Origin of the sequence: Arthrobacter sp. 2MCAF15 (genome assembly GCF_052115605.1) — a bacterium.
In the GTDB taxonomy this organism is placed as follows: domain Bacteria; phylum Actinomycetota; class Actinomycetes; order Actinomycetales; family Micrococcaceae; genus Arthrobacter.
In genome coordinates this window covers 131,143-142,409 of sequence record NZ_JBFRGZ010000009.1, presented here as the reverse complement: position 1 = coordinate 142,409, position 11,267 = coordinate 131,143, and the positions used below count along the sequence as shown (strand labels likewise).

The window sequence follows — 11,267 nt, the reverse complement described above, 5'->3', positions numbered from 1 at the left end:
GATATTGTTTCCACAATACGAAATATGCCAGTCCGAAGGAATCCACAATGACGTACTCCGTGAACTGCTCCATCCTCCTGACGGAGCTCCCCCTGCTCGAACGCCCCGCCGCGGCGAAGGCCGCCGGCTTTGACGCCGTCGAATTCTGGTGGCCCTTCGAGACCTCCGTCCCCACCGATGCCCAGGTCACCCGGTTTGAGAACGCCATCACCGACGCCGGCGTGCAGCTCACCGGCCTGAACTTCAATGCCGGCGACATGCCGGGCGGTGACCGCGGCCTGGTCTCCTGGCCCGCACGCTCGGCCGAATTCCTGGACAACGTCGACGTCGTCGCCGGGATCGGTGAGCGCCTCGGCTGCAAGGCCTTCAACGCCCTCTACGGCAACCGCATTGACGGCGAATCCGCACAGAAGCAGGACGCCATTGGCGCCGAAAACCTCGCGACGGCGGCCGACGGCGTCGCCCGCATCGGCGGCACCGTCCTCCTGGAACCCGTCAGCGGCGCACCCCGCTATCCGCTGCTGAAGGCCCAGGACGCCCTCGACGTCATTGCACGGGTCAAGAATGAATCCGGCGCCGGGAACATCAAGCTCCTCGCCGACTTCTACCACCTGGCCGTGAACGGCGACGACGTCGCCGCCGTCATCGAAAAGCACGCGAAGGACTTCGGCCACATCCAGATCGCCGACAACCCCGGCCGCGGGGCTCCCGGAACCGGGCAGCTTCCCCTCGGCGAATGGATCGCCCGCAGCCGCGAACTCGGCTACGCGGGCAACATCGGCCTCGAATACAAGGAGCCGGCGGAGACCGCGTTCAGCTGGGCCATCCGCCAGCACGCCGCCGGTTGATCCCCAGCACCGCGCCCCCGCCTGCACCGGCACCAAGAGACTTCAGTAAAGGAACCACTATGAGCAACGTTTCAGTCATCGGACTCGGCATTATGGGCCTGCCCATGGCCATTAACCTCGTCAAGGCCGGCCACACGGTCACGGGCTTCAACCGCAGCCAGGACAAGATCGACAAGCTGGTCTCCGAAGGCGGCCGCGGTGCCGGCAGCATCGCCGAGGCCGTCAAGGACGCCGACGTCGTCATCACCATGGTGCCGGACTCCCCCGACGTCGAAGCCGTGGTCAGCGGCCCCGACGGCGTCTTCGCCAACTCCCGCAAGGGCACCCTGTGGGTCGATGCCAGCAGCATCCGCCCCGACGTCGCCAAACGCCTGGCCGACGACGCCCGGGCCGCCGGGATCCGCCCCCTCGACGCCCCGGTCTCCGGCGGCGAACAGGGCGCCATCGACGCCGCGCTCTCCGTCATGGTGGGCGGCGACACCGCCGACTTCGAGGCCGCCCGCGATGTTCTGGCCGCCGTCGGCAAGACGATCGTCCACGTCGGCCCCTCCGGCTCCGGCCAGACCGTCAAGGCAGCCAACCAGCTGATCGTGGCCGTCAACATCGAAGTCCTCGGCGAGGCGATCGCCTTCCTCGAGGCGTACGGCGTGAACACGGACGCCGCACTCAAGGTCCTCGGCGGCGGCCTGGCCGGGTCCAAGGTCCTGGAGCAGAAGGGCCAGAAGATGCTGGACCGCAACTTCGATCCCGGCTTCCGCCTGGCCCTGCACCACAAGGACCTCGGCATCGTCACCGCCGCCGCCCGCGAGGCCAACGTCGCCGTCCCCCTCGGCGCCGTCGTCGCGCAGCTCGTCGCCGCGACCGTCAACCAGGGCGACGGCGGCCTGGACCACTCGGGACTCTTCAAGCAGGTCCTCCAGCTCAGCGGCCGGAAGTAACCAGGCCGAAAGAAACCAGGCCGAAATAACCGGGCCGCCAGCAGGAGCACCTCCGGCGGCAGGCCGGATAAAACACAAAACCGGGCAACCGCCGTCGTACTTCAACGACGGCGGCTCCCCCACCACACCCAAAAACAGACTTTCAAGGAGCACACCATGACGAAGATGCGCACCGTAGACGCAGCCGTCGCCATCCTGGAAAAGGAGGGCGCCACCGAGGCGTTCGGCCTGCCAGGCGCGGCGATCAACCCGTTCTACTCGGCCATGAGGGCCCACGGCGGCATCCGCCACACCCTGGCCCGCCACGTTGAAGGCGCCAGCCACATGGCTGACGGCTACAGCCGGGCGAAGGACGGCAACATCGGCATCTGCATCGGCACCTCCGGCCCCGCCGGCACGGACATGATCACCGGCCTGTATGCGGCATGGGCCGATTCCATCCCGATGCTCTGCATCACCGGCCAGGCCCCCGTCGCCAAGCTGCACAAAGAGGACTTCCAGGCCGTGGACATCGAGTCCATCGCCAAGCCCGTCACCAAGCTGGCTATGACCATCCTGGAACCGGGTCAGGTCCCCGGAGCCTTCCAGAAGGCCTTCGCGCTGATGCGCTCCGGCCGGCCCGGTCCCGTGCTGCTGGACCTGCCGATCGACGTGCAGATGGCAGAGATCGAATTCGACATCGACACCTACGAGCCGCTGCCCGTGGAGAAGCCCCGGGCCAGCCGGAAGCAGCTGGAAAAGGCCCTGGACATGCTCACCGCCGGCGAGCGCCCGCTGATCGTGGCCGGCGGCGGCATCATCAACGCCGGCGCGTCCGAGCAGCTCGTGGAACTGGCCGAACTGCTGAACGTCCCCGTCATCCCCACCCTGATGGGCTGGGGCGCCATCCCGGATGACCACACCCTGATGGCCGGCATGGTGGGCCTGCAGACCAGCCACCGCTACGGCAACGAGAACTTCCTGCGCAGCGACGCCGTGATCGGCATCGGCAACCGCTGGGCCAACCGCCACACCGGCGGCCTGGACACATACACCGCCGGCCGCACCTTCGTGCACATCGACATCGAGCCCACCCAGATCGGCCGCGTGTTCTCCCCGGACTTCGGCATCGCCTCCGACGCCGGCGCCGCCCTGGACGGCCTGCTGGAACTGGCCCGGGAACGCCGCGCCGCCGGTTCGCTGCCTGATTACGCCGCCTGGGTTGCCGAATGCTCAGGGCGCAAAGCGACCCTGCACCGCAAGACCCACTTCGACAACGTCCCGATCAAGCCCCAGCGCGTGTACGAGGAAATGAACCGTTCATTTGGACGCGACACCACGTACGTGTCCACCATCGGCCTGTCCCAGATCGCCGGCGCCCAGATGCTGCACGTGTTCGGCCCGCGCAAGTGGATCAACGCCGGTCAAGCCGGCCCGCTGGGCTGGACGGCCCCCGCCGCGCTGGGAGTGGTCCGTGGCAAGCCGGACGAGACCGTTGTTGCCCTGTCCGGTGACTACGATTTCCAGTTCATGATCGAGGAACTGGCCGTGGGCGCGCAGTTCAACCTGCCGTACATCCACGTGGTGGTCAACAACTCCTACCTCGGCCTGATCCGCCAATCCCAGCGCGGGTTCAACATGGAACAGAACGTGTCCCTGGCGTTCGAAAACATCAACTCCACCGAGCTCTCGGCAACCGCCAGCGGTTACGGCGTGGACCACATCAAGGTGGCCGAGGGCCTGGGCTGCAAGGCCATCCGGGTGGAAACCCCGGAGGACCTGCCCGCCGCGTTCGGCAAGGCCAAGGCGCTCATGGGCGAGTTCAAGGTTCCCGTGGTGGTCGAAGTGATCCTGGAGAAGATCACCAACATCTCCATGGGCACCGAGATCAACGCCGTCAACGAGTTCGAGGCCCTGGCCGAGACCGCCGAGGACGCCCCCACCGCCATCCTGGCTCTGCAGGCCTGAGATGCGCGTCGTCATAGCGCCGGACAAGTTCAAGGGATCGCTCTCGGCCCCGGACGTTGCACGGCACCTGGAAGCGGGGCTGCAGCGGGCGTGCGGCGGCAACCTGGACGTCCTGCTTATTCCCGTGGCCGACGGCGGCGAGGGCACCCTCGATGCCGCCGTCGGCTCCGGCTTCACCCGCCGCAGCGCCACTGTCAGCGGCCCCACCGGCGCGCCGCTCCGGGCCGAATTCGCGGTCCGCGGACGCGAGGCCGTCATTGAGCTGGCCGCCGCGTCCGGGCTCGCCGTCCTGCCCGAGGGCCTCAAGGACGCCACGGGCGCCACCAGCCTGGGCACCGGCGAACTGATCCGGGCAGCACTCGACGCCGGGTCCCGGCAGATCATCCTCGGCGTCGGCGGCAGCGCCAACACCGACGGCGGCGCCGGGATCCTGCAGGGACTCGGCGCCAAGTTCCTCGACGCCGACGGCAACGAACTGCCGCCCGGCGGCGCGGCCTTGGCCAGGCTGGACTGGATTGATTTCTCCGGCTTCGATGCCCGCCTGGACGGGGCACGCTTCGTGCTCGCCAGCGACGTCGACAACCCGCTGCTCGGCCCCCAGGGCGCGGCGGCGATCTTCGGCCCGCAGAAGGGTGCCACGCCGGAGGATGTAGCCGCCCTCGACGCCGCCCTGGCCCACTTTGTGGACGTGCTCTCGGCCGAAATCGGGCCGCGGGCACGCAAGGCCGCCGAGGCACCGGGCGCCGGAGCGGCAGGCGGCGCGGGCTACGCCGCCATCGCGGTACTGGCCGCGACCCGCCGGCCGGGCATCGACGTCGTCCTTGAATTCACCGGGCTGGCGGAGCGGCTGGCCGGTGCTGACCTGGTGATCACCGGCGAAGGCAGCCTCGATGAACAGAGCCTGCTGGGCAAGACTCCGGTGGGCGTTGCCCGGGCGGCCCGCCGGGCCGGGGTCCCTGCGGTCGCGGTCTGCGGCCGCTCGGTCCTGAGCCCGGAGCAGATCAGCAGTTCCGGGTTCCTGGCGGTCCACGCTTTGACGGAACTGGAAAGCAATGTAGACACATGTATAGCCGAGGCCGCTCCGCTCCTGGAGCGACTCGGACGGCAACTCGGTGAGCAATTGACCAACGTGGCGTACTCCGCGCAGGGCGCCCGCGCCCTGGACAGTGCTCCGGGAAAGGAGACCCTCAGTGTCTGAAGAGTCCTACGACCTCGTCTTCCGCGGCCGGCGCGTCCTGACCACGGCCGGCATCGCCGCACGGGAAGTCGGCATCCGCGACGGCGTGATCGTCGCGATCGAGCCGCTGGGCAACGGCCTCTCCGGCCGTGAAGTGATCGAGCTCGCCGACGACGAAACCCTCCTGCCGGGTCTCGTGGATACCCATGTCCACGTCAACGAGCCCGGCCGCACCGAGTGGGAGGGCTTCGCGTCCGCCACCCGGGCGGCCGCGGCCGGCGGCGTCACCACCATCATCGACATGCCGCTGAATTCCATCCCACCCACCACCACGGTGGAGGGCCTCAAACTCAAGCGCGAGGTGGCCGGGGACCAGGCGTTCGTGGACGTCGGCTTCTGGGGCGGAGCCATCCCCGGCAACAAAAGTGAACTGCGGCCACTGCACGACGAGGGCGTCTTCGGATTCAAATGCTTCCTGCTGCACTCCGGTGTGGACGAGTTCCCGCACCTGGAAGCAGACGAGATGGAAGAGGACATGGCCGAGCTCAAGTCCTTCGACTCGCTCATGATCGTCCACGCCGAGGACTCCCACGCGATCGACCACGCCCCGCACCCGGGCGGCGACCACTACTCCACGTTCCTGGCCTCCCGCCCCCGCGGCGCCGAGAACAAGGCCATCGCCGAGGTCATTGAACGGGCCCGCTGGACCGGCGTCCGCGCCCACATCCTTCATCTGTCCTCCTCCGACGCCCTGCCCATGATCGCCAGCGCCAAGCGAGACGGCGTCCGCCTCACGGTGGAAACGTGCCCGCACTACCTGACGCTGACGGCCGAGGAAATCCCGGACGGCGCCACAGCCTACAAGTGCTGCCCGCCGATCCGCGAGGCCTCCAACCGCGAGCTGCTGTGGGCCGGCCTGCAGGACGGCACCATCGACTGCATCGTCTCGGACCACTCCCCGTCCACCCTGGATTTGAAGGACCTGGAAAACGGTGACTTCGCCGTGGCCTGGGGCGGCGTCTCCTCGCTGCAGCTGGGCCTGTCGCTGATCTGGACCGAGGCCCGGCACCGCGGCATCGCGCTGGAGCAGGTGCTCTCGTGGATGGCGGCCAAGCCGGCCCAGCTCGCCGGACTGGGCAACAAGGGCCAGTTGGCGCTGGGGTACGACGCCGACCTCGCCGTCTTTGCCCCGGACGAGGCGTACGTTGTGGATGTTTCCAAGCTCAAGCATAAGAATCCCATCACCCCGTACGACGGCAAGGCGCTTTCCGGCGTCGTCCGCCAGACCTACCTCCGCGGCACCCTGGTCGACGGCCGGACTCCGACCGGCAAGCTGATCCGCCGCGGCGGCGTGTGAGCCAGGCGGCGGTGGCCGGCACCGCGCCCGCCGTTCACGGACGGGTCAACCACAACGGACAGGCACGGCACAACGGACAGGCACGGCAGGCCGGCCTCACCGCGAAGGGGCTGGCAGTCTGGGTTACCGTCCCGGACGATGCCGACGTTGACCCGGCCTGCCTGGCCCGCGCGGCCGAACTCGTGCTCGGCCGCGCCCTCAGATGTGCTCCGGAGGCGGAAGTCCACTTTAGGCCCGCCGCCGGAGCCGCAACGTCCGCCGTCGTCCTGTCCCCCGCAGACGACGGCGGGGCGGGCGACGGCGGGGCTGGCCCTGGGCCGGTCCCTGCGCCCGTCCTTGCTCCGGTCCCTGGCAGCATCAGCCGGCTTGCCGTCGACCTCGCCGCCGGGGACGCCAGGCTCGACGGCGAGCGGGTGCCCCTGACGGAGCTGGAGTTCATGCTCCTGAGATGCCTCGTGCAGAACTGCTCCCGCACGGTGAGCCGGCAGGAACTGCAGCATTGCCTCGACGCGTTCGACACCCCCGGCGCCGCGACCCGGTCCATCGACGTATATGTCGGCCGGCTGCGCCGCAAACTCAAGGGCTGCCGGCACGCCGTCGTCACCGTCCGCAGCGGCGGCTACCGCTTCGTCCCCGGCCCGCGGGCGACGGTGCGGGGGCCCGCGGAATTCAGCATCTGAGACCTGCCCTCTGAGACCCGCTATCTGCGACCCGCTGCCCCACCCATCCCGACCCCCGTATCGAAGGAAACTCCATGCAATCCACCGTGGCTACCAACCTGCCCGCCGCCAAACTGAACAGCATCACCAAACTGCAGAAGGGAACCCCGTCGCCGGGGTTCGCGCTGCCTGACGCCGCTGGCCGCCGGATTTCCCTGGCCGACTACCGCGGCAAAAACGTCATTGTGTACTTCTACCCCCGCGCGGCCACCCCCGGCTGCACCACCGAGGCCTGCGACTTCCGCGACAGCCTCGCCTCCCTCCAAGGCGCAGGCTTCGAGGTCCTGGGCATCTCCCCCGACGCCCCCGAGGCCCTGGCCGCCTTCGCCGCCGAGCATGCGCTGACCTTCCCCCTGCTCTCCGACGAGGACCACGCCGTGGCACTCGCCTACGGCGCCTGGGGCGAGAAGCTGGTGGACGGCGAGGTCCGTGAAGGAACGGTCCGGTCCACCGTGGTGGTCGATCCCGACGGCTTGGTGGTCCTGGCGCAGTACCAGGTCAGTCCGCAGGGCCACGTTCGGGCGCTGCGGCAGGAGCTCGGCATTTAGGCGCCGATGCCTGGTCCGCGCGCCGTGTTCGGATTTCTGCCCGGGTGGCGGACGAGGGCGCCGCGGATCCACGGTGCGGTGGTCAGATTCCGACGCCGATTTCCGACATCACGCCGCGCTCCGCCCCGGACAGCCTAGAACAGGGCGCCCGCCACCGCCTGGGTCAGCTGATGAATCACCTCGGTGCGTTCCGGGACGTCACTCAGGTTCTGGCCCTTGGTGTAGATGACCAGTGCGTAGGCGGTGCCGTCCCGGGCGAGGATGCCGGCGTCGTGCAGTTCATCGTCCAACAGCCCGTACTTGTGGAAGACCGTGATCCCGTCCGGCACCGCGGCGGGAATGAGCGTTTCGTAGTTCGTTTCCTGCATGTAGGACAACAACTGGGCGGTGTCATCGGCATCCAGGAGCTTCCCGGAATAGACCCCCGCCAGGATCCTGGTCATCTCCGCCGGGGTGAGCGTGTTGGTTTCCGGGTCGTAGTCCACGCCAAGCGACGCCGCGTAGTCCGTCAGTTCCGAGTGGCCCACCGCGTCCATGATGAGCGACCACGAGTCGTTGTCGCTCTGCTGGACCATCTCGCGCAGCTGGAACCCGGCAGTGTAGGCCCCCAAAGGGTCATCGAGGCTCGCGGCGCCGGTTTCGACCAGGTGGTAGTAGGCTGCGGCGGCCAGGACCTTGGCGGTGCTGGCCGCCACGAAGTTCTCCCGGACCCCGTATTCATGGACCTCCGCGGGGTCCGCTCCGGAAGACACGTCCATCAGGGCCACGCCGATCTGGTACTGGCTGTTGGCATCCAGGATGGCCTGGATGCGCGCGTCCAGTGCCGCGTCCACCGTGCCCACCGCCGGCTTGGATGCAGGGGCCGAAGCACTCGCTGAAGCTTCCGCAGAGGCCTCGACACCACCCGACGCCGAAGCGCCGCCGCCCGCTGCCGGACTGGCCGCGGACAGGCCGCCGGCGGCTGTCAGGGTCCGTCCCTCCGCGGCCGAGAAGAACCCGGCCGCCAGCGCGACGGCGAGCACTGCGGCACAGACCGACCCCACCAGGATCCGCGGCCGGACGGCCATTCGGCGGGGCCCGCGTCCGGCGCCGCGCCGGAATCCGGGTCGTCGCTGCGGTGGTGTCTGCTGTTCCATGGTGCTCCACGCTAGCCACTGCAGCTGTGCCCGAGCTATGAATAAGCCGTCATTGGCGGCCTTCCAATGCAGCCCCGGGACCGGTCCTTGGTAGGCTCAGGCGGCGGAATACAGCCTCGGCCAACGATGTTGTGCATCACAGACCCGTTGTCCACTCCCCGAAGGATCATCATGAGCGCAAACATGACCGTCAAGCTCCAGCCCGGCACGCCGGCCCCGGACTTCATGCTGCCCGACGCCGAAGGCAAGCCGGTTTCGCTGGCCGACTATCGCGGCAAGAACGTCATTGTGTACTTCTACCCCCAGGCCGCGACCCCCGGCTGCACCACCGAGGCCTGCGACTTCCGCGACAACCTTGCCTCCCTGCAGGGCTCCGGCTACGAGGTCCTGGGCATCTCCCCCGACGCCCCCGAGGCCCTGGCCCACTTCACCGGCGACTTCGCCCTGACGTTCCCGCTGCTGGCCGACGAGGACCACGCCGTCGCCCTCGCCTACGGCGCGTGGGGCGAGAAGCTGGTCCAGGGCGAGGTGACGGAGGGCATCGTCCGCTCCACGGTGGTGCTGGATCCCGAGGGCAGGGTGAAGCTGGCGCGGTACCAGGTCAAGGCGCAGGGCCACGTCGCGGCGCTGAAGGAAGAACTGGGCGTCTGACGCCCAATCGTCGACTCCCGCAAGTTTGCCTCGCACCGCGCCGGATGGCTCGGTAGGCTCGGACCATCGGCGCCGGGCATCCGGCCGGACAGAAGGCGGGCACGGCGTGGCAAACGGCACCAAGCAGGATCCCTGGCAGCTCAGGACGGCCCCAGGCACCTCGGAGTATTCGATGTACCGTGACGAGGAGTCCGATCCGCCGGCGCTGGTGTGCCAGGTCGGGTCCACCACGCTCAAATACCACCTCCGGGCACTGGATGACCTGCACCTCTGGCTGATGGAGAAGGTGGACTGGGTTCCCTTGGGCGCCGCCGACGAAAACAAGCCGGCGGCAGAAGGGACAGTGGAAGCCTGGGGCCGGGACCCCGAAAACCCCGTGGGCGGCTGGTACGGCCTGCGCAAGGGCTACCGGGGACGGTTTGGGATGTACCTGCCGCCCCTGCTCGAGGCCCTGGGCTTGGTGGAACTCACCCACGAGAAGCGCAACAACAGCGTGCGCGCGATCATCGCGGACGCGTCCGGCCCCGCGTCGCCCGCCTAGCTACACCTTGGTCCCGGACACCACGGTGGCGGTCGAGCGGAGCCGGATCGCGCCGTCGTGCTCGTAGCGGCCCAGCAGCGCGAACACGTCCTGGCGGATCAGAGCCCGCGACTCGGCGTCGGCCTTGGCCAGCCCCATCGCCACGGTGGTCGCGATGTCGGTCATGAATTCCCAGTAGCTGTCGGGGGATTCGTGCACCAGCTCGGCGCTGACCTGGCGCTCGGACACGTCCGCGAGCCCGGCGTCCTTGAACAGGCGCGCCATGAACCCGGTTGGTGCGCAGCGGAACAGCCCGGGAGTCCCTGCGGGCGGAATGGGAAGTTCCCGATGCCGGGCAATGGTGCCCAGGATCAGGCTGGCCCACGGGTTCGCGGCGGCGCGTCCCCAAACGACGGCCCCAACGCGGGCGCCCGGCTTGGCGGTGCGTGCCATCTCAGCCATGGCCGCGGACATTACGGGAAAGAACATGAACCCGAAGCGGCAGTACACGACGTCGAACGTGCTGTTTCCAAAGGGCATGGCGGCAGCGTCGCAAACCTGAAAGTCCAGGTTCTGCAGGCCCCGGACCGCTGCCTTCTCCTCGGCCACGCGGAGCATCCCCGACGAGATGTCGGCCAGGGCCACGCTGCCCTCCGGCACCTGTCCGGCCACATTGAGACCAGGTTCGCCAGTGCCGGCCGCGACGTCCAGCACTCGGGAGTCGGGGCGCAGCCGCAGCTCCTCGAGCAGGGCCTCCCCGAATGGAGCCTGCCAGCCGAGCAGTTCCGCGTCCCATTTGTGCCAGCCCGCCGAGAACTCGTTCCAGATCATGCGCTGCTGGTCACGAACGCGGTCGGCCGAGGCTAACATGGCGGTTCCTTAGCTCGTGTGTACCTGGCCCTCCCCCATCCCCTAGTCTGCCCCGGGAACCGGGCCCCGGCAATGAGTCCTGGGGCAGTAGGCTTAACGGCATGTCTTCCCACGAAACACCCGGCACCGCAGGCTCCGACCCCCAGCGGGAACCTGCCCCGGGCAGCGTTCCAGGCGGCGTTCCGGAGCGCCGCGAGGTCACCGTCCGCCGGGCGCCCAAGTATGTGCCCTTCCTGATCCTGGGCGGGCTCGTGGGCGTGGCGGTCGCGGCCATCATCGCCTACGCCCTCCCCGGTGACGCCAGCTACGACCGCGGCTCGGTCTTCGGTTTCTTCATGGTCCTGTGCGCTGCAGGCGGCGTCATCCTGGGTGCCGCGGTGGCCCTGGTGCTGGACCGGCTGAGCGTCCGCCGCGCCGAGCACGCCGTCGTCGAGTCCGCACCTGACGCCGACGACGACGAGAACGGCGCCTGAGCCGGCGCCCAAACGCAACTCAACCCCGCCTGAGCAGCACCTGAGCCGGGCGGCAGGTCATAAACCGGCGGCCGGAAAAGTCT

Annotated in this window: 12 protein-coding genes; 10 read left to right on the top strand and 2 right to left on the bottom strand. The window is 68.8% G+C overall.

Translation table 11 applies throughout. The features are described 5' to 3' along the window. Window positions 1–47: 47 nt before the first annotated feature. The 7 genes from AB4089_RS12665 to bcp (AB4089_RS12635) all read left to right on the top strand — a co-directional run bounded on the left by AB4089_RS12665 (window position 48) and on the right by bcp (AB4089_RS12635) (window position 7,534). Window positions 48–848, top strand: coding sequence for a hydroxypyruvate isomerase family protein (locus AB4089_RS12665; protein WP_441409639.1), 801 nt, complete (start codon window positions 48–50; stop codon window positions 846–848). A gap of 59 nt (window positions 849–907) precedes the next feature. Further along, window positions 908–1,786: a 2-hydroxy-3-oxopropionate reductase gene (locus AB4089_RS12660; protein ID WP_441409638.1), complete on the top strand. Its 879-nt coding sequence runs from the start codon at window positions 908–910 to the stop codon at window positions 1,784–1,786. A 156-nt stretch (window positions 1,787–1,942) separates the two neighbouring features. After that, window positions 1,943–3,733, top strand: coding sequence for a glyoxylate carboligase (gene gcl / locus AB4089_RS12655; RefSeq protein WP_441409637.1), 1,791 nt, complete (start codon window positions 1,943–1,945; stop codon window positions 3,731–3,733). 1 nt (window position 3,734) lies between these two features. Further along, a complete protein-coding gene (locus AB4089_RS12650; RefSeq protein ID WP_441409636.1) occupies window positions 3,735–4,931 on the top strand; it encodes a glycerate kinase in 1,197 nt (398 codons plus the stop codon). Then, on the top strand, window positions 4,924–6,267 hold the full coding sequence (gene allB / locus AB4089_RS12645; protein WP_441409635.1) for an allantoinase AllB: 1,344 nt from the start codon (window positions 4,924–4,926) through the stop codon (window positions 6,265–6,267). The genes AB4089_RS12650 and allB overlap by 8 nt, the downstream gene beginning before the upstream one ends. Further along, on the top strand, window positions 6,264–6,947 hold the full coding sequence (locus AB4089_RS12640; protein WP_441409634.1) for a winged helix-turn-helix domain-containing protein: 684 nt from the start codon (window positions 6,264–6,266) through the stop codon (window positions 6,945–6,947). The genes allB and AB4089_RS12640 overlap by 4 nt, the downstream gene beginning before the upstream one ends. A gap of 74 nt (window positions 6,948–7,021) precedes the next feature. Then, window positions 7,022–7,534 carry a thioredoxin-dependent thiol peroxidase gene (gene bcp, locus AB4089_RS12635; RefSeq protein ID WP_441409633.1) on the top strand — a complete coding sequence of 171 codons (513 nt, stop codon included), beginning with the start codon at window positions 7,022–7,024 and terminating at the stop codon, window positions 7,532–7,534. A 134-nt stretch (window positions 7,535–7,668) separates the two neighbouring features. Here the strand turns inward: bcp (AB4089_RS12635) and AB4089_RS12630 are convergent, their stop codons facing one another. Further along, complete coding sequence (locus tag AB4089_RS12630; protein ID WP_441409632.1) at window positions 7,669–8,670, bottom strand: serine hydrolase; 1,002 nt, start codon at window positions 8,668–8,670, stop codon at window positions 7,669–7,671. A gap of 171 nt (window positions 8,671–8,841) precedes the next feature. On the opposite strand from AB4089_RS12630, the gene bcp (AB4089_RS12625) reads away from it, so the two are divergent. Both bcp (AB4089_RS12625) and AB4089_RS12620 read left to right on the top strand, forming a co-directional pair. Next, window positions 8,842–9,321 carry a thioredoxin-dependent thiol peroxidase gene (bcp, locus tag AB4089_RS12625; RefSeq protein WP_441409631.1) on the top strand — a complete coding sequence of 160 codons (480 nt, stop codon included), beginning with the start codon at window positions 8,842–8,844 and terminating at the stop codon, window positions 9,319–9,321. A gap of 106 nt (window positions 9,322–9,427) precedes the next feature. Beyond that, window positions 9,428–9,862: a DUF6855 family protein gene (locus AB4089_RS12620; protein WP_441409630.1), complete on the top strand. Its 435-nt coding sequence runs from the start codon at window positions 9,428–9,430 to the stop codon at window positions 9,860–9,862. Here the strand turns inward: AB4089_RS12620 and AB4089_RS12615 are convergent, their stop codons facing one another. Continuing rightward, window positions 9,863–10,711 carry a class I SAM-dependent methyltransferase gene (locus AB4089_RS12615; protein WP_441409629.1) on the bottom strand — a complete coding sequence of 283 codons (849 nt, stop codon included), beginning with the start codon at window positions 10,709–10,711 and terminating at the stop codon, window positions 9,863–9,865. It abuts the gene before it with no gap. A 101-nt stretch (window positions 10,712–10,812) separates the two neighbouring features. On the opposite strand from AB4089_RS12615, the gene AB4089_RS12610 reads away from it, so the two are divergent. Next, a complete protein-coding gene (locus AB4089_RS12610; RefSeq protein WP_441409628.1) occupies window positions 10,813–11,184 on the top strand; it encodes a hypothetical protein in 372 nt (123 codons plus the stop codon). The last annotated feature ends 83 nt before the right edge of the window (window positions 11,185–11,267 follow it).

Bases quoted from the DNA above. Each gene is read 5' to 3' on its own strand.
- AB4089_RS12665 (WP_441409639.1), top strand. From the start codon at position 48: ATGACGTACTCCGTGAACTGCTCCATCCTCCTGACGGAGCTCCCCCTG.
- AB4089_RS12660 (WP_441409638.1), top strand. From the start codon at position 908: ATGAGCAACGTTTCAGTCATCGGACTCGGCATTATGGGCCTGCCCATG.
- gcl (WP_441409637.1), top strand. From the start codon at position 1,943: ATGACGAAGATGCGCACCGTAGACGCAGCCGTCGCCATCCTGGAAAAG.
- AB4089_RS12650 (WP_441409636.1), top strand. From the start codon at position 3,735: ATGCGCGTCGTCATAGCGCCGGACAAGTTCAAGGGATCGCTCTCGGCC.
- bcp (WP_441409633.1), top strand. From the start codon at position 7,022: ATGCAATCCACCGTGGCTACCAACCTGCCCGCCGCCAAACTGAACAGC.
- AB4089_RS12630 (WP_441409632.1), bottom strand. From the start codon at position 8,670: ATGGAACAGCAGACACCACCGCAGCGACGACCCGGATTCCGGCGCGGC.
- bcp (WP_441409631.1), top strand. From the start codon at position 8,842: ATGAGCGCAAACATGACCGTCAAGCTCCAGCCCGGCACGCCGGCCCCG.
- AB4089_RS12615 (WP_441409629.1), bottom strand. From the start codon at position 10,711: ATGTTAGCCTCGGCCGACCGCGTTCGTGACCAGCAGCGCATGATCTGG.
- AB4089_RS12610 (WP_441409628.1), top strand. From the start codon at position 10,813: ATGTCTTCCCACGAAACACCCGGCACCGCAGGCTCCGACCCCCAGCGG.